The following is a 25,518-nucleotide window of genomic DNA, read 5'->3' on the forward strand; positions in this document are numbered from 1 at the left end:
CATTAATTACTACAATCACAAGCGCATCAAGTCAAAATTAAAAGGTATGAGCCCGGTACAATACCGAGCTCATGCCCAACTGGTTGCATAAAAATAGTTGTCTAACTTTAAGGGGTCACTTCATACAGGGCTGCTTTTGTACTACGGGCTAATTGCTCGTGTATTTTACCCAATCATATTCAGCGTATAGCGGATTCACTCCATTATACGAACCCAGCCAGTCGTCAACGCCAGTACCATTCCATAAATTCATCATAATCTTGCCTGGCGTGCTTGGTATGTTTGAAGTTGCCGTATGCTTTAAAACCCCGTCAACATACCACTTAATGTACCCTGGCTGCCAATCGAAAGCATAGGTGTGGAAGCCACTTGATGCATCAAAGCCCAGATCAACAATCTTCTCGTGACCCCCGACCCCGTTTGTATAATAGTTGAATTGCACTTTTGTCGTGTCTTTGCCTAAAAATTCAATATCTATTTCATCCCATTGTGTGCCATCAGTAGGTCCCGTATACGTAAAAAAGGAAGATACGATCCCAGTATTATTAGCAGGCTTCATGCTGACCTCGTATAAGCCGTATCTGTAAGTGTTCGTCGATCGATACTCTCCGCAGTCAAATTTATTGTACGCAGAACTTGTTAAGCCAAGCTTCATTTTGCCATCGTTCGTAAAATTGACATTATTGGCACGCCAAGTGCAATTAAACATGTTCCCATTGGAATATCCATCCGCCTTTTGCCATGCACCAGAATTGAAACTATTAAGTGGTTCCCAAAAAACATTCCCCGCATAAACGCTTACCGAAAAAAACAGAGAGACAATACCCGTGACCATTAAAGTAAACCAAGATTTCTTCTTCACTTTACACCTCCATAAAAGATTGACCAAACATGAAAGAAACGGCTGACAATAATACATTATTTCAAGTATTGACCGGCTTATCGAAAAAATATAAAACGTTTCCATATTTGGTATCTTCATTGTAGCTTGAAATTGAGGCGTAGACTATAGCAAACTTAACACTTGAAAAAAAATTTAAAAAAACTAAATTTTATCAAGTTGTGGTTTGGAAATGTAAGTTATACAATTAGATGCAAGAAATACAAATAAACGTTATAATTTTCCATTAAGGGAGATGATGATTTTGCAATAGGATAGACTCAGGAAGCGGAGCCACTACATGTTTATACCATTTTATTCTTTTGGCATAATAGTCAATTAAATTTTTGAGGAGGAGGCCTTTCTTTGAAAAAATTAGGTATGGTATGTAAAATAGTTTTGATACTTGTATTCATATTGCCTTTAAAACCGGTGTTTGACCAACATATAGATGCATGGTCAGGTATGCCCATGGGAGAGCTCCATGTCAGGGGCAATCAATTGGTGAACAGCAGCGGAAAACCTGTTGTTTTGAGTGGCTGGCATCAGCCGTCGGGAGCATACTGGACCTATCAAAACAGTAATTATTATCTCAATTTGAATGGTAACAATCGTCATGCAGCAATGTTGGCTTATTTGAAGGATATCACCGACACCTTTACAGACACCAGACCGAAGTATGGAAGCAACCACGGTTGGTATATGAATCAGGTCCGATTGTTTATTGACCGCCAGGATATGGGAGATGTGGCCGCAGGGTCATACAACTTCGCCGGTTTACAGGCAGTTACACAAAATGTAATTATTCCATACATCAATTATGCGAAAACAAAGGGCGTTTATGTTACCCTTGGTCTTGATTTCACTTTGGCTAACGACCAGGCTACAACACAATCCAATTTGGACAAATTTAATCAAATCTGGGGGTATCTTGCCTCGCAGCCGTCTATTAATAGCGCGGATAACGTCATGTTTGAACTGATCAACGAGCCAATTAAGTCGTATGCGAATGGGCATTGGGGAGGCTATCCCGGCGAGAATGATTTTCTTGACCATTGGAATGATCTGAGAAGATTCCAGAACTCTATCATTTCCACGATTCGAAGTAAAGGAGCGGATAATGTCATCTGGGCTGCAGGACTTGGATACAACCAATTTTACAGCCCGGTGGCAAAACACCCGCTGACAGACCCCTTGAACAACTACGGCTATGCTGTCCACTGGTATCCGGGCTACGGAGCTTATGATAACAAGGACAAGCTGCAATCGCAATGGAATTCCAACATTAAGGCGGCAGCTCAAGCCTATCCAATAAATATTACAGAATTTACCTGGTTCAAAACACAACCTGGCGATTCAGAGTACTGGAATTTGTTTAACGGCTCTAATGATGGATTTGGGAAAAACACGAAGTCCATATTTACAGCAGCCGGTAATGTCAGCATGACCGCACACATGAATGGCTTTCTGCTGGAATCTGGAGCAAGGAGTTCATTTGCGGACCCAACAGCAGGGTTAAAGTGGGATGGCGATACCCGACGTCAGGCGATGGCCCGCTTCTTGTTTAACTGGTACTATGAGCGTGCACAGGCCTATCCGAGAGCACTACTCCAGAACAGTGAATCGGCAACGGATAGTGTGCCTGCGGATGCACCGACTGATGTGCTTACAGATACATACATTAATGCACCGACTGACGCACAATCAGAATGATGTTAATACTTTCAGCAACCAACAGCCTATCCAATTGGATAGGCTGTTGTATTATTTTATAGAAATGAGAACTCAAAATCACTCAGCAGGCGGTGAACAAATGGAAGAAGAAATCTCTTCGCGAATTATGTATGATGATCAGTTTATATGAAGTTAGTAGAACTTGCTGTAACCTCTAATTTGGGATTCACAAAGTTCCGTCACCTAACATTTACGTCCATTTTTAGGCTTCCGTTATGTAAGGTTGTTGAAATGATGAGGAGAGAGTATAGTTTGTATGTATTTATTTTGTGCGGGAAGAGGTTAATATGGCGACAATTCATGATGTAGCATTAAAAGCGGGCGTGTCGGTCACAACAGTATCCCGTGTAATGAACAACCGGGGATATATCAGCGAAACTACACGCAAAAAAGTGTTCGACGCAATGGAGGAACTTAATTATCAACCGAATGAAATAGCACGATCCCTATTGCGCAAGCAGTCTAATATTATTGGCCTGATTATTCCCGATGTCTCGCATCCTTTCTTCAGTGAGCTTGCCAATCAGGTTGAGTTCTATGCCTATCAGCAAAACTGCAAGGTCCTGCTGTGCAATTCCCATATGGATCCCGTGAAGGAAAAAGTGTATATCGATATGTTGAAGCGGAACCGGGTGGATGGTATCATTATGGGTAGCCATACATTAGAAGTAGAAGAGTACCGACATTTGAATTCACCGATTGTGACATTTGATAGACAGATTGACCCGTGTATTCCTTACATATCCTCGGATAATTATCGCGGAGGCGAGCTGGCTACGGAGCTGCTCATCAGCAAAGGCTGCCAGAAAATTGCGCATATATGCGGAAATCTGGAGCTGAACATGCTGTCCAATGAGCGGACCAAAGCATTCCGGGATGTCGTGGGCAGGGATGGTGTCCAGCATGTGATCGTTCAAACAGACTTGAATGTGTTCGACCAGAAGGAGTACGAGCGAATCATTTCAAAACTCGTTCATGAACATCCGGATGTTGATGGAGTGTTCGCAACAAGTGATATTATTGCTGCTTTTGCGCTGAAAGAATATATTCGCGCTGGAAGGCATGTGCCAGAGAATGTACGCATTGTAGGCTTCGATGATGTAAGCGTTGCTTCCTGGCTGACGCCGGAACTTACATCGGTAAGACAGCCGATTGCAGACATCGGCAGACTGGCGGTCGAGCTGATCCGCAGGCAGGCGGAAGGGGAGCAGGTACAACCTGTCAATCTGCTGCCTGTTGAACTAATTGAGCGTGCAACGACCTGAATGAAAATCTGTTCCTCTAACAAGGGGAACAGATTTTTTTTAGTACATGTTAAAAATTTAACATGTCAAACGATTGACACAAATTAAACCTTTGACATATAATCCGTTTGTAAGCGTTTTATTTAAGCGTTCAGAGCCATTATATAAATAAGGGGATGACAACAATGAGGAAATTCAAAAGAGTTCAATGGATGGTAATGCTGCTTCTTTTGGTTATGGTGGTGTCTGCATGCAGTGGCTCCGGAGGAGAAGGTAATTCGGCTTCTGGAGGGGGATCAGGGGATTCGAAAAATGTGAAAATTACGCTTTTGAACTCCAAAGGCGAAATCCTTCCACAGCTGGAGGAAGCCGCGAAGGCGTTCCAGAAAGACAATCCGGGCATTACTGTTGAAATCCAGCCGGTTCCGACTGGTGGATCTCCTTTTGAGCGTGCCTCTGCCTTGTATGCATCAGGAAACCCACCGACCATGATCATGCTAGATACAGGTGATGTTGAGAAATTTAAGGACCGTATCCTCGATCTAAGCGGGGAAAAGTGGAATGCGGACACTGTTGAAAACGCTACCACTGCTACGACAGTTGATGGTAAAAATTACGCGTTTCCACTGGCTGTTGAAGGCTACGGATTCATTTACAACAAAGCCGTTGTAGATAAAGCGGTAGGCGGAAGCTTTGATCCCACCACAATTAAAACCCGAAATGACCTTGAAAAACTGTTTCAGCAAATCGAGACATCCGGAAAGAAAGCACTGGTGATTTCATCAATGGACTGGTCCCTGGGCGCTCATTATTTGCCTCTTGCTTATGCAGGCCAGAACAAAGACATGGCTGAAGTGGACAAATTCATGGCGTCACTAAAAGCGGGCCAGGCGGACTTGGCTAATAATCCTGTATTTAACGGACTTATGGATACATTCGACGTCATGATGAAATACAATATCGATCAGGCTTCTCCGCTAGCAGGAACTTATGAACGCGGACCGGAACTGCTCGGCAAAGGTGAAGTTGGCATTTGGTTCATGGGCAACTGGGCATGGCCGCAAATCAACAGTTTTGATACCGCTAACAAAGAATATGGTTTTCTGCCTGTACCCATCAGCAACAATGCCGATGACTACGGCAATCAGGAGATTTCGTCTGCTGTATCCAAGCGCATTGTTATTGACAAGGAGAAGGCTACTCCAGAACAGCAAGAGGCGGCGAAGAAGTTCCTGAACTGGATCGTCTATGAAGAGAAAGGCCAGGATTTCCTCGTGAACCAAGCAAACATCATCCCGGCGTTCAAAAATATTACACTGCCTGCGGCCGATCCGCTTGGCAAGTCCATCCAGGATTATATCGCAAAAGGCAAGTCAGAGCAGTCGATGAGTATGCTGCCTGCCGACCACTGGTCCAAGACAGGATCTTCCATGCAAAAGTATCTGGCGAAACAGGGCGATCGTGCAACACTGGTTAAAGAAATCGAAAACTACTGGAAGACCGTAAAATAAGGTTGTTTTCAAAGTACCCGGAATAGAGAGAGAAATCAGGGACAAAGAGAGGGGGATCATCATGATTGCGGAAAAAGGAGTATGGAATCGGCTGCGGACGCGGCTGCTGTTTACCGGACCAACCTTGTTTGCCTTCATAACGGTAATGATCATTCCATTTTTGTACGGCATCTATCTGACGTTCACAAACTGGGATGGTATTTCCACCACACTATCGCTGGTTGGCGTCCAAAACTATCTGGCTGTTTTTAGAGATATTGAGTTTTGGAAATCGTTCAGCTTGACGCTCAAGTATGTGTTTTATACCGTTGTTCTTATCAATGTGATCGCTTTTATGCTGGCTTATGTGCTGACAAAAGGGTTAAAAGGACAGAGTATTTTCCGGGCGGGATTTTTCCTGCCCAACCTTGTCGGCGGCATTGTACTCGGTTTTATATGGCAGTTTATATTCAACAACGTGCTTGTCTATTTGGGACAACATGCCAGCATACAGTCGCTCAGCACGACTTGGCTGGCTGATCCCGACAAAGCGTTCTGGGCACTCGTGATTGTAACCGTGTGGCAGAACGCGGGTTACATGATGGTCATTTACATCGCAGGGTTGACTGGTGTCCCGAATGATATTATGGAGGCCGCAAGCATTGATGGGGCAAACAGCTGGACCAGACTGCGGAAAATGGTGCTGCCCTTGATGGTTCCTTCTTTCATCGTATGTATATTCTTGTCCCTGCAGCGCGGATTTATGGTCTATGACGTGAACCTTGCACTCACGAAAGGTGGGCCGTTCAGCAGTACTCAAATGGTGTCGATGCATGTGTATGAAAAGGCATTCCTTTCCCGTGATTATGGTGTGGGGCAGGCAGAAGCATTCGTGTTGTTCCTGATGGTTGCTCTCATCACTCTGCTTCAGGTTTATTTTAGCAAGAAGTTGGAGGTGGAGGCGTAATGACAAGAAAAAGAATTGCTTCCTCCGTGATCAAATTCATTGTGCTGACAGTCATACTCATATTGTTCATCGTACCTTTCGTCTTTCTGCTGATCAATTCGTTCAAGGAAAACATGGCCATCACCTCAAATCCGTTATCGCTTCCAGAGAGCTTCAGTATGGTCAATTATATGAATGCATTTGATAAAATGAATTACATCGCTGCCTTCACCAACTCATTGGTCATAACGGTGTTAAGTGTTCTGTTTATTTCACTGTTCGCGGCGATGACGGCCCATTATTTTGTCAGAAACAACACCAAGTTCAACCAATATACATTTATGCTGATGGTTGCATCCATGATCATTCCATTCCAGGCTATCATGATTCCATTGGTGAAAATCTACGGGTCACTTGATCTGCTGAACAGCAAGTGGTCGTTGATTTACATGTATATCGGTTTTGGCAGCTCGCTGGCCGTCTTCATTTATCATGGTTTTGTAAAGAGTATTCCAAAGGAACTGGAGGAAGCGGCGCTAATTGACGGTTGCACGCGGTTTCAGACATTCTTCCGGATTGTGTTTCCGGTACTGATGCCCACGACTGCCACCATTTCCATTCTCAATGTACTGTGGATCTGGAATGATTTTCTGCTGCCTTCCCTCATTCTGGTCGATCCGGAGCAAAGGACACTTCCGTTGTCCACGTATAACTTTTATGGAACCTATACAGTGGATTATGGTCCATTGATGGCAAGTTTGGTACTGACGATATTTCCGATCATTATCATCTATCTGTTCGCCCAGAAGTATATTATTCAGGGTGTTATGCAAGGCTCGATTAAATAACTGCAGGGGGAGGATGCTTTATCAAACAGACTAGAACGTATACGAGAGAGCGTGCAGATCAATTTATTTCCCAATCGAAGCATATGCTTCGGCCAGATTATCGGCTGCACTACCATTTAATGGCTGAATTGGGCTGGATGAATGATCCGAATGGCTTCATTCAATATAACGGGCAATATCACTTGTTCTATCAACATTACCCGTATAAATCAGTATGGGGACCGATGCACTGGGGACATGCAGTCAGCCGCGATCTTATGAAGTGGGATTATCTACCGATCGCTTTGGCACCGGACGGTGAGTTCGACCAGGATGGCTGCTTCTCTGGCAGTGCGATTGAGCGGGACGGAAAGCTTGTCCTGATGTATACCGGACATGTTGTAACCGGGCCTGACAAAGATCAGGATTACAAGCAGTCGCAGGGAATTGCAGTATCAGAAGACGGAATAAGGTTCGAAAAGTGGGAGGGCAACCCGGTCATCGGTTATGACGCTATACCGGACACGATCAGCCGTAAAGACTTCCGTGACCCTAAGGTGTTTAGGCACGAAGATCAATATTACGCCGTTCTCGGTTCTAATGATGCCAAAGGGAACGGACTTGTACTGCTTTACCGTTCTGAAGACCTGAAAAGCTGGACGTATGTCAATATACTAGCCGTGAGTGACGGACGCTTCGGCGATAATTGGGAGTGTCCAGATCTGTTCCCGCTCGGTGGTCGGCACGTATTTATGCTATCCCCGCAGCGCATGCCTGCACAGGGGGAGGCTTACCGCAATCTGCATTCCACCATGTACGGTATAGGTGATTTCAATTCCGCTGCCGGAACATTTACGGCAGAGCGGTATGCTCAGGTGGATCACGGATTCGATTTCTATGCACCACAGTCAACCTTGGATGATAAAGGGCGGCGTATCGTCATCGGATGGATGGATATGTGGGAATCGGAGATGCCGACTCAGGAGGGGCACCATTGGGCTGGTGCGATGAGTCTTCCGCGGGAAGCGGTTATCGACGGCGCCAGGCTGCTGTTCCGTCCACTTGAAGAGGTAAAGAATTACCGATGCAATCTGTTCGAGCAGCGAGATATCTTACTGACAGGTGAGCAGATTATGGACACGCGCGGAGATAGCTACGAACTGAAGGTCGTATTTGAGTTTGAGTCCAGTAACACCGATGAATTCGGTTTGAAACTGCGGGTGGGTAGCGAAGAGGAGACTGTACTGTCGTACCGTCCCGATGACGGTCTGTTCCGTTTTAACCGAGAACGTGCCGGTATAGGCCCGGGTGGAGAGAGAAGAGTGCCTTTGGGCTTAAACGAGGGCCGCCTGGAGCTTCGGGTTTTTGTCGATAAAAGCTCGGTGGAAATATTCATCGGCGACGGTGAATACGTCCTCACAGGAAGAGTGTATCCGGGATTGGAATCTACGGGCATTCGAGCGTTCGCGAACGGAAACTGTACGATTGCCTCGTTCCAGAAGTGGGATATCCTCACATAGAATCGCATACAAACAGGAACCTGACCGTGGATGGTCAGATTCCTGTTTTTTTGTGGCCATTTTGCTCGTGTGATTTTAGGCGCGCTTATGTTGCAGATAAGCATCAAGATAAGCATCAATTTTTGCGAGAGCTTCTTTTGTACCGCCGGATTGCTGGAAGCTGTCATTTATTTTTTGTACGCCCTCTTTATACGCTGCGTTTGACACTACCTCATGTACGGCATCTCTTAACGTTTGTGTATTGATTTGATCCTTAGTTATTCGATAGCCCGCTTGAAGTTCCGTTAACCGCTGCGCGACCATGGGCTGATCCTTGTCCTGAGGCAGCACGACCAAGGGTACATTAAAGTGAATTCCTTCATTCACACTGTTCATTCCACCATGAGTAATAAATACATCTGAATGACGTAATACCTCCAATTGAGGAACATAAGACGAGATGATAAAGTGCTCAGGAGCCGGGTTAATTTTGGTAAAGTCAGCTTTCTCGCCAGCTGCAATCACGACGATGCCTTCAAAATCGGAAAAAGCCTCAATGCAGGTGTTAAAAAAGTCTTCAGTGTGGTCCAGCACAGTTCCCATCGAAATATATAAAACCTTTTTACCCTGTAGGCTGTCCAGCGGGAATGAATTTTCTCCTTTGCGCTCCGGGAAGCTGGGGCCAATAAAAAGATGCTCGTCCCCAAATTGTTCACCATTCGGTTGAAAATATCTGCTCGTATATACAACATTCAAAGCTCCTGAATTGTTCATAAATTGAACCAGATCTTTGGGAGCAACACCGAACCTTTCTTTCATGAGATGCAGTGAAGACGTGACTTGTTCATCAGGCTGAAACGGTACTTTAGCGTCGGAGCGGAAGAGATTGGCAGCCATCAGATGATTTGAAATGAGAAAAGATGGGGATGAAGAAATGCCTGGAATATTCAAGTAATCTCTTACTAATTCACCAGCTCCGAATCGATCATAGAACACCAAGTCAAATTGAATACGCTCGGACAGCTCCTGAGTGATGGCTAAGATGTCCATCGAAGTCTGGATATGAATATTCATAAATGCGTTCAGTCCTGCCGGAGTGTTGGTATCAATGGAAGCAGTCCTGACTAGATCAGGATGCAGGTGAACCTTCGCTCCAACTGCTTCGAGTCTATTCTTGTATTTCTCAGTTGTAATGTAATGAACCTGGTCCCCTCGTGCTGCAAAGGCTTGCGTGATCCCAAGCGTGGGGTTTACATGTCCTTCTGCCGGAAAGTTAACCATTAATACGTTTAACATCCATCATTACTCCTTTTCTCTACAATTAAGATCGCAGTTTTCACTGAATCTCTTAATCCATAATAACAATAATATTTATTTTTTCAAATGATATCCTTTCATGATCGTGAAACACATGTTGGCATGAAATGTGTATAACAAATATTTAACTCGTGCATAGTAAAGGCGAACTCTACTTAGCAAGGGAGGTTTTTTCTAAGTGAATGTTCAAAGAGCGCAAGAAATAGCGTCCTCTTCCATTATGGCGAATGTGTTGTGTGATGGGTTACCCATTTATATTCAGCATGTGAACGAGCAGAGTGAGACGGCACGCATTTATGCGCTGAGCAATCCAGAAGAGGAACGGGAAGTACCTTTATACACGTTAACAGAACGAGATCAGGCACTGGAATAAGAAAGGAGCGATATGAAAAATGAAACCCAATCAACAGAAGGAAATCGAGGCAGACCGCTTGAATTTTCGTGACCAGACGGATGATGTGGTTAGAGAAGTACCGGCTACGACGGATGCCAGCGAAGCAGTTGCAGCAATAACTTCACATATCAATAAATACGATGTACCGGATGAGTTGGAGGAGAAATAGAGAATGACCAAGCGCGCACAGGATAACCTGTTGCGTGCTTTTTATATGACACATATTTGGCTGGAGTCGAACAAATAGTATTTAATGCCCAAACGTACAAATGATATTGCCCATGTGTACGTTTTTTTCTGTTTGTTTTTTTGTAAAATAATATATAAATGATTTCTGTCCAAATTAAATTGACCAGGTCGTCATAGCGGCGTTGTCTCTAATAAGTTGAAAAGCCGAATTCAGAATTGTAGGAGGGAATTATGATTGATGTATTCAATGAACAGATTCAAAATCTAGATCCGGAAATAAGTGAAGGTGAATTTGAGCAGAAAGATATTTCTAAAGTATTAACCATAATATGGATTTTTATAATTTATAGTGAGTCTGTCATTCTTCAACATTTGTTCGGGGGTCTAAATCTGCTGCAAAGTGTCTTATTCACTGTAATCATCATATTGCACATCCTCTTGTACTTGCATGCTCATAGAGTTGCGAAACATTTTTCATGGGCTTATTTTGTTGTGCAAGGGGGATTGATCTTTTCAAGTGCATTTCTTCTACCTAACAGTTTTTCCATTGTACTGGTGGGGTTAATGCCAATTTTGGTGGGTCAGAGTATAGGTATTTATTATAAGCCGCTTAAGGTCATTCTTGTATTTTTGATCTCCTATGTACTTTTTTGTGTGGCTGTGGTCTGGCATAATGATGGCAGGCAGTTTGTTTTGTTCATCCCTCTATTTTTTCTAATTGCAGTTGTTATAGTAGCTTATGCCGTTCTTTTTCTCAAACAAGTCAAAGCACGAATTCGAACGCAAAACGTTCTTAAAGAACTTGAAATCGCACATCAAAAGGTCGAAGAACTTACAATTGCTAACGAACGACAACGTATGGCCCGTGATCTTCATGATACGCTGGCTCAAGGGCTTGCTGGGCTAATCATGCAACTTGAAGCCATTGATGCCCATCTGACAAAAGGGAGTACGCAAAGAGCTCAGGAGATCGTCCAACAATCGATGTCACAAGTGCGAAGAACATTGTCTGATTCAAGGCGAGCTATAGACAATCTGCGTTCGAAAACCATCTCGGAAGTTGATTTTGCAGAAGCAGTGGAGGAAGAAATACAGCGATTTACAATGGCTACGAGCATTCGTGTAATACGCAACATCAAAATTAAAGCTTCCGTCCCCAGACTGTTGTTCGAACATGGATTGTTTATTATAAGCGAGTGTTTAACCAACGTAGCGAAACATTCACATGCTAATACCGTATGGATTCATATTTTAGATAATGAAGGCAAGATTGAAATTCAGATTCGCGATGATGGAAAAGGATTTGATACAGATATTATTGCCAAGCAAACAGGGCATTACGGAATAATAGGCATACATGAGCGTGTACGGATGCTGGGTGGAAAAATCAATATCAGCAGTATATTTCAAGAAGGTACAGCTATAAAAATAGAGGCGCCTCTTACTAAAGGAGACCTATCATGAAATACAAGATTTTAATCGTCGACGATCATTGGGTAGTTAGAGAAGGATTAAAGCTGGTGCTGGAGACCAATGACAGTTATGAAGTGATTGGTGAAGCTGGAGAAGGTGTAACGGCTCTTAAATTGATCGAAGAACTTCAGCCGCATGTCATATTGTTGGATTTATATATGCCACAAATGAGTGGTTTGGAAACCATGAAAGCCCTCAGAGAAAAACAAAATGAAACACCAGTCATTATCCTGACGACCTATAACGAAGATGATTTAATGATTAAGGGACTCTCATTGGGGGCAAAAGGATATTTACTAAAAGATACCAGTCGAGAAAACTTATTTCGCACTATTGAGTCTGCGCTAAGGGGTGAAACGCTGCTTCAGCCAGAAATAACAGCAAGGGTATTTGCTACTACGAATAAGAGAGAAGCTGAGATAGAATCACACGAAAGAAACTTAATTCTAACTGATAAGGAAAGACACATATTAAAGTCTGTTGCACATGGTTTTAAAAGTAAGGAAATTGCGTTTGATATGGGAATTTCCGAGCGTACCGTAAAGGCACATTTAACGAATATTTATAACAAGCTTGGTGTTGATTCCAGATCCGAAGCCGTTGCCGTTTCGTTGGAACGTGGTATTTTACAGCTTTAGAAATAATAACTGAAAATATGTTATTTATTTGCCCAGTCGTACATAAGGTGCTTGCCCCTTTGTACGATTTTTTTGTTTGTTCATTGCTATAACATGAAAAAAGGATGAAAAAGTTTACTTGACCCACGGGTTGCTGATAGCACCTTTAGAAGAGAGAATCAGAGAGGATGACATTAGTTGAAGAGAAAAGAAATCAGGATAATGATTGCAGGGGTTGCATTAGCCTTAGTAGCTTCCGGTTGCTCCAGTGCATCGGAGAACTCTGTAACAGAAGCCAGTCACCCGGTGAAAATTGAGAAACTTGCAATGAAACCTTTGGCCAATGATTTTAATTTGGCGGGAACATTGCAGGCAAGTAATGAGGCCAATGTTTCCTTTGAAGCGGATGGACGTATATTGAACACCATGGTTGAAGTTGGGGATTCAGTAGAAAAAGGAAGTGTCCTTGCGAAGTTAGATACATCTGCTTACCAGTTACAGCTGGATCGGGCAAAGGCAACCATGGAAAAGGCAAAGGCTGGTGTAAGCCAAGCGGAGGCTACTGTCCAATCGGCCCAGGCGGGCATTCATAGTTCACAATCCCAGGTCAACGCGGCCCAATCCAAATTGCAGGAATTGAACAATGGCGCCAAAAAGCAGGAGATTGCACAGTCTCAAAATGCGGTTACTGTAGCAACTAATAATTATAACAAGAAGAAAGCGGATGCCGCACGGTCCCAAAGTCTATTCCAGGCAGGTGCAGTATCATTAACGGAAAATGAGAATGCGCAGCTGGAATTAGCAAACGCACAAAAAAGCTTAAGTGATGCGCAAGAGAAATTGTCTCTTTTGCTTGCAGGGGCATCCCAGGAAGAGCGTGCCCAAGCTTCGGCCGGCGTAGATCAGGCCAGGGCAGGGCTGGAATCGGCTAGGGCTACTATACAACAAGGACTAGCCAGTAAAGCTCAGGCGCAGGCTACCTATGAAGATGCATTGGCTGCTTATGAACAGTCAGCCTTGTCACTGAAAAAAGCAACTTTAACTTCCCCGATCACGGGTGTTGTGATTGAAAAAAAGATATCTGATGGTCAACTGGGCTCCAGCGGGAGTGAGGCATTTGTTGTCGGAAATATCAAGACTTTAAAAGTACTCCTCCCCGTACCGGACAGTGAAATCTTATCGTGGAAGAAAAACCAAAAAGTAAATATCTCTCTCTACGATGAAATTAGAACAGGGACCGTTACTCAGATCTATCCATCGACTAACTCCAAAACGGGAAGCATCAATGTGGAAGTTAGCATTCCCAATCCCGAACTGAATTGGAAACCTGGTCAAGTCATAAGCGCATCTAAAAGCATGAATCAAAACGAAGCGCTTTTAGTGCCCGTAGAGGCCGTAATTAGTACGGGAAATGATCCTTATGTCTTTAAAGCTGTAAACGGAAAAGCCGTCAAAACACCGATTAAACTGGGGAAAGTGACTAATAATCAGCTCGAAGTGGTCTCTGGATTACAGGCAGGCGATCAAATCGTTACACAAGGAGCAGGAACCTTATTTAATGGTGATTTAATTGGGAATGACGTACTTGAGAAATCGGAGGAGTCGTCCGAATGATTAAATATATCGTTAAAAAACAAAAAATTACACTCATTTTCTTTGGCATGTGCATTGTGCTAGGGCTCTATAATTTTACATCGTTACCTAAACAAGAGCAGCCCGATGTTATTCCCTTGTCAGCCAGTGTTACAACCATCTATCCGGGCGCCTCACCCGAAAGAATCGAGCAAACCATTACTAAGGTCATGGAACAGAAAATTAAAGCCGTACAAGGTGTCAAAACGGTTTCTTCCACTTCATCTAAAGGCCAATCCAGTATAACTGTAGAAGCTTTTGAAGATGCAGACCCGACAAAGGTATGGGCTGATCTTCGTACAAAGGTACAGGATGCACAGTCCGAGCTTCCAGATGATGCGATGCAGCCGGTTATCAATGATAGCATGACAAGCTCCTTTATTGGTTCATATGCGATTACTTCTGATAAAATTGAGAATTTATACTCGTTGAATGAATTGATGAACAAATGGAAAGATCAATTAAAAACGGTCTCGGGTGTTTCGCAAGTTAATATTCAAGGAATACCAGATCAAGAAGTACGAATCAGTGTAGACACACAAAAGATGCAACAATATAACATCTCCTGGGAGCAGGTTGTTCAAGCAATCAAAAATGAGAATGAAAGAGTTCCTACAGGTAGTATGGATTTCAATGAGCGTACTTATCAGTTGACGGTAAATGCCTCTACCGATCCATCCATTCTAAATAACGTCCAGATTTCAAGTAATGACGATGGATTCCCGATATCTCTGAAAGATGTAGGGACAGCCTCACTTGTTTTTAAAAAAGCAGCTAGTTATACGTATGTGAATAACAAGCCTGCTATTTCAATCAGTGTGAGTGGAGATACAGGCACAGACGTGCCAACAGTATCTAAAGCGACTACAGCCAAAATCAATGAACTTGTTAGCAGTTTGCCGAAGAATGTACATTTTGAGCTGCTTTTTGCGCAAAATGATCGAGTAGATGAAATGTTTGGAAACCTGACCAAAGAGATGATCATCGCTATTATATCGGTCATTGTTATATGTACATTAGGTTTAAATTTGCTGACTTCTGCATTTGTGGCCTTGGCCATTCCTGTTTCCATCGCCATCGGCTTTATTTTCTTGCCCACAACAGGAATCACGCTGAATCAAATTTCAGTCATCGGATTAATCATCGTGCTAGGGATATTGGTTGATGATGCCGTCGTGGTCAATGACAATATTGAACGCCGACGCACTGAATTTGGGGAAGATGCTACGGAGGCAGCCATTAAAGGAACGAAAGAGGTATCCTTATCAATCATTACAGCTACACTAGCTACGGTTGCAGCATTTGCCCCGCTTTTATTCCTGCCGGGCACCATTGGTGACTTTATTAAACCGATACCTACCGTTATTTCGTTAACGATGCTGGCGTCCATGATTATGTCATTAACGATCATTCCTATTTTCCGTCAATGGTATGATCAACGTCGTAAAGGAAAAGAGAGTAGTAGGACAGTTAAGCCACCTGGACTTCTGGGGAATCAAATCCAGTCTCTATCCAATGTGTACTCTAAAAACTGGATGCCAAGAATACTGCGACGCCCACTTTTAACAGCGCTTATTGGTCTTATGATGGGTACAGCAGCTTATGGACTACTTGCTGTTGTTCCTATTGAGTTATTTCCGGATTCCGATCAAGCGGATGCCACGATCAGTATAACGATGCCAGAAGGAACATCGTTGCAGGCAACCAATCAGGTTATTAACGAGATTGGCATGTGGGTCAAAAAACAGCCAGAAACGGAGCGGTTGGCGGCAACGGCAGGTGGAGGAGCGCCTCAGTTGTACAGCGATGTTGCAGGTGGTCACGGCTCTGGGGGGGCGGTAAATGGCCAAATTGCTGTCGTTGGAAAAGAGGGGCTATTTGATCTCAAAAAAACAGTGGATAACTGGACCCATACGCTACAAGCTAAATATCCATCTGCATTAATCAGCATTCGCGTTCCCCAATTAGGTATTCCGGTCGGCAGTGCGGTGTCTATCCGTATAAAAGGAGAAGACATTGATAAGCTGCAAAACATGACAACTAAAGTCAAAGAAATCGTTGCGGGAACCCCCGGAGCTGTAGATGTGACCGATAATATGGGTATGCAAAGCTATAATCTGAATTTCCAAATTAATCAGCAAGCCTTGGATAAATATCAGGTTAGCTATTCCGATTTAACGCGTACTTTGCTATTAATGGGTGACGGGGTGAATGTAACGGATTTTGATACGGGTAAGGAATTGCTTGATGTCAATATATACATGAACAAACCAAACCATGATCCTGAGGTATTATTCCAACAATTAAGTGTGAACAATGCGGCAAGGGAGCAAATCCCCTTATCCCAATTAGCCACGATGAAACCGGACTTTTCCATCCAACAAATCCACCGCTATGATCTGGAACGGACGGTAACGATCTCAGCCAATGGAAATGGGCGTACGGCTACAGAACTCACTAATGATATCCGTAGCAAACTTACAAATACCCAGTTTGAACCAGACTACACCTGGGAGATGGGAGGGGAAACATCTGCGCAGTCTGATATGTTTAAGGATTTGGGCAAATTAGCTGTGATTGTTATTTTTCTTATTCTCCTCTTAATTACCATGCAGTTTTACTCGGTTTCCACACCGCTCATTATTATGACCACTGTTTATCTGGCAGCGGCAGGGGGAATCCTTGGAAGTTTTATTTCGGGGATGCCAATTGGATTCATGAGTATTATGGGTATCATTTCACTTGCTGGTATCGTCGTGCGTAACGGTATCGTGCTGATAGAGTTTATTGAAGATGCGCGGCGTGAAGGCGCTGATTTAACAGACGCCATTCTAATGGCATGCTCTGCCCGTTTCCGTCCGATCTTGCTTACTTCGCTAACTGCGATTGTGGGTATGATCCCTATTGCCACAATAGGCGAGATCTTGTTCAAACCGTTGGCAACGACCATTATTTTCGGACTAATTTTTTCAACTATTTTAACTTTGTTTGTAGTTCCGACGCTGTATATGGTCGTAGCTCATCTGAAACTGAATCGGAAGCATAAGAAGGAAAAGGCTATAAATAGCGATAGCTCATTGACCTTGTAGGTAAATATATGAAATCGTGCATTAGACGAGTGTCTTAATGTACGATTTTTTCTTTTGTCGATATTGATTATTATTTCATTGACAGAGTCCACAAAAATCATTACTATAATTGTTGCAAAAGTCCACTAAATTGGGGGAGTTATGATCAATATAGATGCTAATATGATAGCGGATATGAGGCGTTTTAATCGATTCTATACGAATATACTGGGTGTTTTAGATAGACATGTGCTGGATAGCGGATATTCCTTTACTGAGGCCCGTGTCATTATAGAGATCGGGTTGATCGAGCCATGTATTGCGAATACTCTAGTCGAATCTCTTAAAATTGATCGCAGCTATATGAGTAGGATCATTGCTAAATTTTGCAAAGAGGGCTTTCTTGTTAAGGAAAATTCAACGTTGGATAATAGAACAAATCTGATTCGGTTGACTCCTAAAGGAAAAGCATTCTACAACCAACTGAATGAAAGGTCTGATGAACAGATTTTAAAATTAGTTCAAGGACTTTCAGAAGAAGAGATTAAGGAATTACATGCTTCTATGTTGTTAATTCAGAAGAAATTGGATAATTTGGAGAGGATACAGAATGATACGATTTGAATGCGACTATACCGAAGGTGCTCATAAGCGCATATTAAAGCGACTACTGGAGACTAATGATGAACAAACTCCAGGTTATGGTGTCGACGATCATTGTGAAAAAGCCAGAGCATATATTAAAGAAGCATGTCACTCCCCAAATGCGGATGTACACTTTTTGGTTGGAGGTACACAGACCAATACCACCGTCATTTCTTCTATTCTGCGTCCGCATCAAGGCGTCGTTGCTGCAGTTTCTGGACATATTGCCGTACATGAGACCGGAGCGATTGAAGCTACTGGGCATAAAGTACTTACTTTGCCAAGTGATGATGGGAAAATCCGGGCCGAGCAAGTAAAGGAGCTATATGACGCTCACTGGAATGATGCCGCTCCTGAGCATAGTGTACAGCCCGGGATGGTTTATATTTCCCAACCTACTGAAAATGGAACGATTTATAGCAAATCAGAGCTGGAAGCATTAAGTAGAGTCTGTCAAGAGTGTGGTTTACCACTGTTTATAGATGGAGCCCGATTAGGCTATAGCTTGGTGGCCGAAGATAGCGATGTATCTTTAGCAGATATAGCGAAGCTATGCGATGTATTTTATATTGGCGGGACCAAAATTGGAGCCTTGATGGGAGAAGCAGTAGTCATTCTAAATGATACATTGAAAAAAGATTTTCGATATATGATCAAGCAAAAAGGAGGACTGTTGGCTAAGGGAAGAATGTTGGGCATTCAATTCGAAACTTTGTTTGAAGACGGTTTATACGTTGAAATTTCCAAACACGCTATAGATATGGCAATGCTGCTTCAAAACGGATTATCTGAGCAAGGTTTTTCTTTTCAATACCGTTCTACAACTAATCAGCAGTTTCCGATTTTGCCAGATCGCATACTAAAGGCATTGAGTGAAAAATATACTTACTCCTTTTGGGAAAAGGTTGATGATGCACATAGTGCTGTTCGATTCTGTACTAGTTGGGCTACAAAGAAAGAAAATGTTGCAATGCTGATTCAGGATATTAAAGCATTGCGATAAAGGTCATAGAAAGTGTAATTTATAATTTTAAAGATGTAGAATGACTATGGAATAGCCATACTTCGTTGCATGCATTGCAGCGAAGTATGGTTTTTTTGTGCATTTTACTTGCTCCAAAGCGGCTTGTCTTTAGTTCCATGAAAGAGCAAGTGGATATAAAAATGGAAAAACAAGACAAGAGCGGATGTATAAAGTCGGCGTCTAATTCTTTACACTGAATATCTACCGAACCTGCTTGCGGTACTGAAGAGGAGAGAGCCCGGTTATTTTTTTAAAGATTTTATTAAAGTGGGAAGCATGACCGAACCCGACATCCTCTGCAATATGCTGGATTTTGTCTTTGGTGGTTCGCAGTCTTGTTTGGGCCGCCCTGACCCTCACTACGCGGATGTATTCGCTGAAATGAAAACCAGTCAACTTTAGAAAGATACGGCTTAGGTAAGCTGGACTAATGAAAAAGCAGGCGGCCACTTGTTCGAGAGTTAACGGTTCATTGTAATGATCCTGAATAAAAGAAGAAATTTCCGTGATTTTCTGATGCATGGGATGAGAGGGAACAGGTTCACTACGCTCGATCGCTTCCGATCGGTGCACCAGAATAAGCATTTCCAGCAGTAAATGCTGTACGCAACGGTCATGCAGAGGCTGCTTATTCCTGCATTCGGTATTCATCTGTAGGAATAAACGTTCAACCTCCACTTGCTCTCTCGCAGGTAAGCGAAGCAACGCGGATTGCTGATACGGTGGCAGGTCAAGAATATCATGATCCTGCTGTGGGAGAAACGTCGGAGAAAAATGAATCAAAATGCGTTCTGTTTCCTGCAATTGCGTACTGGCGGTAGAATGCAAGTCATGAGGAAGGATGAATATCAGATCCCCCTTGCGAGCGGTGTATACCTTGCCATTCATAAAATAGATGCGTTCTCCTCGCAGTAAGAGATACAACTCATAGTTCTCGTGGACATGAGGCCGGGGCATAACCGTGAAACCGGTACGATAGATGTGATGAATGGAGAATTGTTGTTCGCCAAGGACATATTTATCTTCTTTCATTTCATTCATGTGCTTCTTCCTTTACAAATTAAGATAAGTAAGCGCATTCATATACCACCAGTATATATGACAACCTGCCAATGATAAAAGCAGAAAAGATTGATGAAAGGAGGTGAAGGCGCTTCTGAACGTCTCGGATCGTGTTTTTATAAAAATATGCGCTGATGTGGAAGAAAATCTTAGGGAGGAAACAGAATATGAGCAAGCAGCGTACATGGAAAAAGGTGCTATGTAATGTGGTTGTGGGTTCATTGTTGTTGACCTTGTGCCCACCACTAATCCAAGCGGAGACTGCGGTAGGAACAGAGAACGCCAAGGTGTCAAAAGTGGCGACGGATATTCCGGCGTTTCCGGGGGCTGAGGGTGGCGGTAAATATGTTACCGGTGGACGCGGAGGTGAAGTGTATGAGGTTACCACGCTGGCAGACTACGGCAAAGGGGAACAGATAATACCCGGATCTCTTCGTGCAGCGGTCAGCTCCGATAATCGGATGGTCGTATTCCGGGTGGGTGGAACGATTCATCTCAAGGAGCCACTTAAAATCTTGGGAAACAACCTGACGGTTGCGGGCCAGACAGCTCCTGGCGATGGTATAACTGTAAGCGATTACACGACAGGGATTGATGCAGATAACGTCATTCTCCGTTACCTACGTTTCCGATTGACCGACCGTTACCCCAGTGAGGATGACGCGTTAGGAGCCAGATACCATAAAAACATAATGATTGATCACTGTTCCTTTAGCTGGTCGGTGGATGAGGTACTGAGCCTGTATGACAACGTCAATACAACGGTACAATGGTCCATTGCGTCCGAAAGTATGCTAATGACCACGCATCAGAAAGGTCGCCACGGCTATGGCGGCATATGGGGCGGACGAAATTCCACCTATCATCATAATTTGTTGGCTCACAATGCAAGTCGTAATCCGCGTTTTCCAACCGATAAAAAACAAATCGACGCTGTGGAAATGACCAATAATGTCATTTATAACTGGGGATTTTTCTCTTCATACGGTGGCGGTGAAGGATTGTATAATGTGCTGAATAACTATTATAAGTATGGCCCCAACACATATGAGGACGTTCGCGGTCAAATTTTTGTAGACGTGGGTAGTAAAAAATATAAAACACGCATCTTTATTGGTGGTAACTACATGTACGGCAATGACTCGGTTACGAAAGACAACTGGCAGCTTGGCACATCCATTGGGTCAATTATTGATCCTTCCACCCGTTTGGCGGAGCCGATTGAAGTCAGAGGGGAATACGACAACGGAATTTCACCGGATGCGTATGGTCCATATCAAGCGACAGATGCACAAACCGCATATACGGAGGTGCTTGCCGGCTCAGGAGCCACGCTGCCAAGAAGAGATGCGGTGGACGCCCGAATTATGAATGATGTGAAGAATGGAACGGGTGCGTTTATTAACTCTCCGCGTGAAGTAGGGTGGATTTACGACGATTCTAACGTAACGACGACGGAGCTTTCTGATAGTGACCATGATGGAATGCCGGATGAATGGGAACGTGCCCATGGTCTGGACCCCAATAATGCAGATGATCGTAACGATCAGGGGCTTGCCGGCACAGGGACGTATACTCATTTTGCCAAGGGTTATACCAATTTGGAGGTCTATTTAAATGATCTTATTGAAAAGCTGTCGAATGGAAATGAGGTAGATAATCCAGAGGCCGTCGTTCAGGTGTCGGATGCAAACGGACGTTCACTAAAGCATAACGATATTTTGGAAGCAGGCCGTGATGCGACCATAACAGCAACAGCCAAGGACAAAGATGGTATTGCTCATGTTGAATTTATCATTGACGGCAAATTTGTTAGTAAAGTAGAGACCCCGCCTTATCATCTCGATTGGAATCATGTAACAGACGGTACCCATAATATTATTGTACGGGTGACCGATCGCAAGGGGACTGCTGCATTTTCCAATCCTGTTACCATTCACGTCAATACGACTGCGCCGTCGGGAAGTTGGCTCAGCGAAGAGATTGGCTCTGAGGGCAACGATGGTTATATAAAAGGGCATACTCAGGTCTTAAAAGAAGATGCAAGCGGCAGCAGCATACGACTGAAGTCAGCGGGAGACGTGGACGGTAAGGCAGATATTTTCCATTATGCCTATCAGAAATGGGAAGATGACACTGAAATTACAGCCCGTGTGGAACAAATTACCCCGGTGGACGATAATGCCGAAGCGGGTGTAATGATTCGTGAGTCGCTGAAGCCTGGATCAAAAATGGCCTTTATGTCTTTAGCATTTGTTAAATATGGCAAACAGGGTATTTTTATCAGTCGTGATCAAACGGATGGTAAGACGAAACGTGCGTCAATGGAGACGTTTATTGCAACGCCATATTCGGTTCGTCTGGTACGACAAGGACAAAAGGTTACCGGCTGGGTATCCGCAGATGGTGTGACGAACTGGGAGAAGGTTGGTGAAACTGTTATAGATGTGCCGAATAATCAGCCGCTATTGATCGGGTTGGCTACCGATGCATCCAAACAACAAAATGATGTATGGAATTACAATACGTCGGAATTCAGCAATGTCACCATCCGCAACCTGACAGACTCAGGAGGGACTCATCCCACTAGTGTGGTGGTAGCGACCTATGGCCCTGCTGACTTTAGATCTCTTCAGGCAGCGATTGACGCAGTCCCTGACGACAGCAACACAAGGACAGTTATCCATCTCAAAAATGGTACGTATCGTGAAAAAATAAAGGTGAATTCCTCCAAAAAAAATCTGAGCATTATCGGAGAAGATCGCGACAAAACGATCATTGCTTTTGATGATACGGCCAAAACGGTGGTGGACGGAAAAGAATTAGGAACAAGCAACAGCTATACCATGCGTGTGCAAAGTCCCGATTTTGTGTTGGAGAATGTCACAGTTGCCAATACAGAAGGAACCGGGCAGGTGCAGGCTGTAGCGTTATATGCCGAAGGTGATCGTGGTAAGTATCACAATGTCAAAATTACCGGCCTACAGGATACGTTGCTTGTGAACCGTGGCAGACAGTATTTTAAGGACAGCTACATCAGTGGTAGTGTAGATTTTATATTTGGCAATGCACCTGCCGTGTTTGATAATTCGATCATACACAGCCTGCGTGCTGGATATGTGACAGCAGCTTCAACAGAAGAGAACAAGCCGGGCTTTGTATTTATTCAATGTCGTCTGACAACAGAAAATGGCTTGACAGGCAAGGTGGATCTTGGACGGCCATGGCGCCCTTATGCTCATGTTACTTTTTTGAAGACCTATATGGATGACCATATCAAGCCGGGCGGCTGGAACAATTGGGGCAAGGAATCCAATGAGCAAACCGCAAGATTTGGAGAGTTTGACAACTTTGGACCAGGTGCAGGAAGTAGCGGGCGTGTACCTTGGGCCAAACAGCTTACCGCTGATGAAGCAAGTCAGTACACCGTTGAAGCTGTTCTGAGCGGGACAGATCATTGGGATTGGCGTCTTTAAATTTGATGTTCAGTGGTTAAGCGGGGCAAGCGCTTCTAGCGTTCAGCCTCGCTTATTTCTATCGTTTGAGTAGAGGATACATACTTAATTTTTTGGTATTGAAAATACTTGTTTATATGGTAAATGTTTGCTATGTTAAAAGTGCATTTATCTCAAATTGAAATTTATTATTGATTTGGAGGTGTAGGATATGGCACGTGTGTTAGTAGTGATCACGCCAGCTGAAGGCCATGTTAATCCGACCTTTTGTTACACATGCGGGGATGAACAGTACAAGTGAAGCCTTATATTACAATGTACCGCAGGTCATGATTCCTTTAACATCGGATCAGCCGATCGTAGCTAGTCGGGTGCAGGAACTGGGAGCGGGTGTTGTTGTGGATAAAAATAAGCTTACACCCGCTAGTTTGAGAGCTGCCTTATTAGAGGTATTGAGTCATCCGACCTATAAAGAACAGGCTCATGTGATCGGCGAATCATTACGTCAGGCTGGTGGGTACAGACATGCGGCAGATACAATTATGAGTCATTTCTCCACCATAGAAAAATAAGCGCAGTCTATATACTGTGATTCCTTTCTTTTAAAGCAGCAGATTTTTCAAACTCTAATTTCTTCGAAATTGCCAGAAGACCCAGGGAGCAGATGATTAGGGCCAAACATACCCAATAGGTGTTTCGGTAACCCATCCATTGAGCGGTTAATCCGCCCATTAAGCTCCCCACTAGTCTTCCGATAGTTGTCGCATTGGAATATAGCGTCGATGCGTACCCTGGAAGAGAGGGCAACAAATCCTGCATGTAACTAATGCCAATGGCAGAAATCACTGCAACAAAGAAGGCTAGAAGAAGTTGCCCCACGAATAGCTGCCACATCTCCGTAGACATAAGGACAAGGATATAATAGACAACTCCTGTTAATGCCCCTAAAAATACAAGCAAACGGTTGGAGTATTTAGCTGCTAGTACGCCTAGCATGAGCATCAAGGGTATTTCTAAAATGGCGCAAATACTGGATACTAGAGCAACGTCACTTGTGTCACCTTTTAAATTGTAAATGATGAACAAGGAAATATTTAAATTGTTCATCCAGTGAGACGTATAAAGCAGAGTAAGAACTGAGAAAGGGATCAGAATCTCAATATTTTTATGTAATGTAATGTTATGAAGTGAAAGTTGATTCTTATGTTTAAGCTGAGCGGGAGGCTGCTGGATAAAAAAGAATAAAAGAACAGCAATAAGAACAAAAATAGAGGTCGTCCCCATAAAGATACCTTTAAAGCCCGTATGTGCAATCAAAAAGGAACCAAAAAGCGGCCCGGTAATAAATCCAAGAGAAAACATAGACCGAAGTGTTGAATTAGCAAAGGCGTGATCCGCAGATTTACTGCGATCTACTGCTTCACGTGCACTGGCAAATAACTGCGGCATCCCAGGAGCACCAATGGCCGTAAAGATCGTCATATAAACAAAAAGTACATAAAAATTTTGGATTACAAGATATCCTGCAAAGGCTATGGCATTAAATAACGTACAAATCACCAAAATTTGTTTACGATCTAATCCGGTATCAGAACGTTTGGCAATCAGAGAGCTTATCCATATGCCACAAATCAAAGTTACCGCTGTAAACACACCAAAGGTTCCCACAGATACGCCAAGTGTACTTGTGAAATATACAGCTAAAAAAGGTGCGCTGATGGATATAGCCATGCCTTGCAATAACATGCAGATCATGAACAATGGGTAGTTAGGGATAACAAAAAGATTCTGAATACGCTTTAGCATTTCATTTTTACACTCCTTCCGAATACATACCTATCCCAACCAAACTATATATGACTTTAGCATAATTTGTATATTTACATAGTGTAAAATATTATATAATATTTTTCACTTTGATGAGCAGGACAATATACAGGCAAAGATACTGTCTATTCGTTCCTGATGATTGATAGACCGCCCCTTGCTCATAGCTTTCGCTTTCCCATTCCGTACAACTCA

At 43.4% G+C, this 25,518-nt stretch carries 20 protein-coding genes and 1 pseudogene; 17 read left to right on the forward strand and 4 right to left on the reverse strand.

The annotated features are described in order from the left end of the window. On the forward strand, positions 1 to 91 hold a 91-nt coding region (locus WA407_RS19780), incomplete at its 5' end, for an IS3 family transposase (protein WP_336078277.1). 57 nt (positions 92 to 148) lie between these two features. Here the strand turns inward: WA407_RS19780 and bglS are convergent. After that, the gene (gene bglS / locus WA407_RS19785) at positions 149 to 835 is read right to left on the reverse strand and encodes a beta-glucanase (protein WP_235308278.1); all 687 of its coding nucleotides are present in this window, start codon (positions 833 to 835) and stop codon (positions 149 to 151) included. Between the two features lie 411 nt (positions 836 to 1,246). Here bglS and WA407_RS19790 point away from each other — a divergent pair, with 411 nt between their 5' ends. The 6 genes from WA407_RS19790 (at position 1,247) to WA407_RS19815 (ending at position 8,641) form a co-directional block, all read left to right on the forward strand. Further along, positions 1,247 to 2,593, forward strand: a complete 1,347-nt coding sequence (locus WA407_RS19790) for a cellulase family glycosylhydrolase (protein WP_235306409.1) — start codon at positions 1,247 to 1,249, stop codon at positions 2,591 to 2,593. Between the two features lie 308 nt (positions 2,594 to 2,901). Next, positions 2,902 to 3,879 carry a LacI family DNA-binding transcriptional regulator gene (locus WA407_RS19795; RefSeq protein ID WP_069290472.1) on the forward strand — a complete coding sequence of 326 codons (978 nt, stop codon included), beginning with the start codon at positions 2,902 to 2,904 and terminating at the stop codon, positions 3,877 to 3,879. 164 nt (positions 3,880 to 4,043) lie between these two features. Next, a complete protein-coding gene (locus tag WA407_RS19800; RefSeq protein ID WP_336078202.1) occupies positions 4,044 to 5,369 on the forward strand; it encodes an ABC transporter substrate-binding protein in 1,326 nt (441 codons plus the stop codon). Positions 5,370 to 5,430: 61 nt separating this feature from the next. Then, on the forward strand, positions 5,431 to 6,315 hold the full coding sequence (locus WA407_RS19805; protein ID WP_061828966.1) for a carbohydrate ABC transporter permease: 885 nt from the start codon (positions 5,431 to 5,433) through the stop codon (positions 6,313 to 6,315). Continuing rightward, positions 6,315 to 7,142, forward strand: coding sequence for a carbohydrate ABC transporter permease (locus tag WA407_RS19810; RefSeq protein ID WP_023990432.1), 828 nt, complete (start codon positions 6,315 to 6,317; stop codon positions 7,140 to 7,142). Before WA407_RS19805 ends, WA407_RS19810 begins: the two co-directional genes overlap by 1 nt. Positions 7,143 to 7,225: 83 nt before the next feature. After that, a complete protein-coding gene (locus WA407_RS19815; RefSeq protein WP_235306406.1) occupies positions 7,226 to 8,641 on the forward strand; it encodes a glycoside hydrolase family 32 protein in 1,416 nt (471 codons plus the stop codon). 75 nt (positions 8,642 to 8,716) lie between these two features. Here WA407_RS19815 and WA407_RS19820 read toward each other — a convergent pair whose 3' ends face one another. Beyond that, complete coding sequence (locus WA407_RS19820; protein WP_336078203.1) at positions 8,717 to 9,916, reverse strand: macrolide family glycosyltransferase; 1,200 nt, start codon at positions 9,914 to 9,916, stop codon at positions 8,717 to 8,719. A 199-nt stretch (positions 9,917 to 10,115) separates the two neighbouring features. On the opposite strand from WA407_RS19820, the gene WA407_RS19825 reads away from it, so the two are divergent. From WA407_RS19825 to WA407_RS19860, 8 genes are all read left to right on the forward strand, one after another. Continuing rightward, positions 10,116 to 10,310: an H-type small acid-soluble spore protein gene (locus tag WA407_RS19825; RefSeq protein WP_103048343.1), complete on the forward strand. Its 195-nt coding sequence runs from the start codon at positions 10,116 to 10,118 to the stop codon at positions 10,308 to 10,310. 19 nt (positions 10,311 to 10,329) lie between these two features. Then, on the forward strand, positions 10,330 to 10,500 hold the full coding sequence (locus tag WA407_RS19830) for a hypothetical protein (protein WP_165179260.1): 171 nt from the start codon (positions 10,330 to 10,332) through the stop codon (positions 10,498 to 10,500). 251 nt (positions 10,501 to 10,751) lie between these two features. Then, positions 10,752 to 11,984: a sensor histidine kinase gene (locus tag WA407_RS19835; protein WP_336078204.1), complete on the forward strand. Its 1,233-nt coding sequence runs from the start codon at positions 10,752 to 10,754 to the stop codon at positions 11,982 to 11,984. Continuing rightward, positions 11,981 to 12,631 (forward strand): response regulator, encoded by a 651-nt coding sequence (locus WA407_RS19840; RefSeq protein ID WP_254329451.1) that lies wholly within the window; start codon positions 11,981 to 11,983, stop codon positions 12,629 to 12,631. The genes WA407_RS19835 and WA407_RS19840 overlap by 4 nt, the downstream gene beginning before the upstream one ends. 201 nt (positions 12,632 to 12,832) lie before the next feature. Next, complete coding sequence (locus WA407_RS19845) at positions 12,833 to 14,224, forward strand: efflux RND transporter periplasmic adaptor subunit (RefSeq protein ID WP_336078278.1); 1,392 nt, start codon at positions 12,833 to 12,835, stop codon at positions 14,222 to 14,224. Then, positions 14,221 to 17,331 (forward strand): efflux RND transporter permease subunit, encoded by a 3,111-nt coding sequence (locus WA407_RS19850; RefSeq protein WP_336078205.1) that lies wholly within the window; start codon positions 14,221 to 14,223, stop codon positions 17,329 to 17,331. The genes WA407_RS19845 and WA407_RS19850 overlap by 4 nt, the downstream gene beginning before the upstream one ends. A gap of 141 nt (positions 17,332 to 17,472) precedes the next feature. Continuing rightward, the gene (locus tag WA407_RS19855) at positions 17,473 to 17,934 is read left to right on the forward strand and encodes a MarR family winged helix-turn-helix transcriptional regulator (RefSeq protein WP_103048335.1); all 462 of its coding nucleotides are present in this window, start codon (positions 17,473 to 17,475) and stop codon (positions 17,932 to 17,934) included. Next, positions 17,921 to 18,958, forward strand: a complete 1,038-nt coding sequence (locus tag WA407_RS19860) for a threonine aldolase family protein (RefSeq protein WP_336078206.1) — start codon at positions 17,921 to 17,923, stop codon at positions 18,956 to 18,958. The genes WA407_RS19855 and WA407_RS19860 overlap by 14 nt, the downstream gene beginning before the upstream one ends. 222 nt (positions 18,959 to 19,180) lie before the next feature. On the opposite strand, the gene WA407_RS19865 is transcribed toward WA407_RS19860, so the two are convergent. Then, positions 19,181 to 20,020 (reverse strand): helix-turn-helix transcriptional regulator, encoded by an 840-nt coding sequence (locus WA407_RS19865; protein WP_254329455.1) that lies wholly within the window; start codon positions 20,018 to 20,020, stop codon positions 19,181 to 19,183. A 188-nt stretch (positions 20,021 to 20,208) separates the two neighbouring features. Between WA407_RS19865 and WA407_RS19870 the strand changes: the two genes are divergently transcribed. Both WA407_RS19870 and WA407_RS19875 read left to right on the forward strand, forming a co-directional pair. Further along, complete coding sequence (locus WA407_RS19870) at positions 20,209 to 23,517, forward strand: pectinesterase family protein (protein WP_336078207.1); 3,309 nt, start codon at positions 20,209 to 20,211, stop codon at positions 23,515 to 23,517. 245 nt (positions 23,518 to 23,762) lie between these two features. Next, positions 23,763 to 24,068: pseudogene (locus WA407_RS19875) on the forward strand (nucleotide disphospho-sugar-binding domain-containing protein); the annotation flags it as partial. 7 nt (positions 24,069 to 24,075) lie between these two features. On the opposite strand, the gene WA407_RS19880 reads toward WA407_RS19875, so the two are convergent. Next, on the reverse strand, positions 24,076 to 25,302 hold the full coding sequence (locus WA407_RS19880) for a sugar efflux transporter (protein ID WP_069290457.1): 1,227 nt from the start codon (positions 25,300 to 25,302) through the stop codon (positions 24,076 to 24,078). Positions 25,303 to 25,518: the final 216 nt, after the last annotated feature.

Source organism: Paenibacillus sp. 203 (assembly GCF_037027525.1).
GTDB lineage: Bacteria > Bacillota > Bacilli > Paenibacillales > Paenibacillaceae > Paenibacillus > Paenibacillus polymyxa_B.

Coding starts and splice junctions, on each gene's coding strand:
- bglS (WP_235308278.1), bottom strand. CDS start 835: ATGGTCACGGGTATTGTCTCTCTGTTTTTTTCGGTAAGCGTTTATGCG.
- WA407_RS19795 (WP_069290472.1), top strand. CDS start 2,902: ATGGCGACAATTCATGATGTAGCATTAAAAGCGGGCGTGTCGGTCACA.
- WA407_RS19800 (WP_336078202.1), top strand. CDS start 4,044: ATGAGGAAATTCAAAAGAGTTCAATGGATGGTAATGCTGCTTCTTTTG.
- WA407_RS19805 (WP_061828966.1), top strand. CDS start 5,431: ATGATTGCGGAAAAAGGAGTATGGAATCGGCTGCGGACGCGGCTGCTG.
- WA407_RS19810 (WP_023990432.1), top strand. CDS start 6,315: ATGACAAGAAAAAGAATTGCTTCCTCCGTGATCAAATTCATTGTGCTG.
- WA407_RS19815 (WP_235306406.1), top strand. CDS start 7,226: ATGCTTCGGCCAGATTATCGGCTGCACTACCATTTAATGGCTGAATTG.
- WA407_RS19820 (WP_336078203.1), bottom strand. CDS start 9,916: ATGTTAAACGTATTAATGGTTAACTTTCCGGCAGAAGGACATGTAAAC.
- WA407_RS19830 (WP_165179260.1), top strand. CDS start 10,330: ATGAAACCCAATCAACAGAAGGAAATCGAGGCAGACCGCTTGAATTTT.
- WA407_RS19835 (WP_336078204.1), top strand. CDS start 10,752: ATGATTGATGTATTCAATGAACAGATTCAAAATCTAGATCCGGAAATA.
- WA407_RS19840 (WP_254329451.1), top strand. CDS start 11,981: ATGAAATACAAGATTTTAATCGTCGACGATCATTGGGTAGTTAGAGAA.
- WA407_RS19845 (WP_336078278.1), top strand. CDS start 12,833: ATGATTGCAGGGGTTGCATTAGCCTTAGTAGCTTCCGGTTGCTCCAGT.
- WA407_RS19850 (WP_336078205.1), top strand. CDS start 14,221: ATGATTAAATATATCGTTAAAAAACAAAAAATTACACTCATTTTCTTT.
- WA407_RS19855 (WP_103048335.1), top strand. CDS start 17,473: ATGATCAATATAGATGCTAATATGATAGCGGATATGAGGCGTTTTAAT.
- WA407_RS19860 (WP_336078206.1), top strand. CDS start 17,921: ATGATACGATTTGAATGCGACTATACCGAAGGTGCTCATAAGCGCATA.
- WA407_RS19865 (WP_254329455.1), bottom strand. CDS start 20,020: ATGAATGAAATGAAAGAAGATAAATATGTCCTTGGCGAACAACAATTC.
- WA407_RS19870 (WP_336078207.1), top strand. CDS start 20,209: ATGAGCAAGCAGCGTACATGGAAAAAGGTGCTATGTAATGTGGTTGTG.
- WA407_RS19880 (WP_069290457.1), bottom strand. CDS start 25,302: ATGCTAAAGCGTATTCAGAATCTTTTTGTTATCCCTAACTACCCATTG.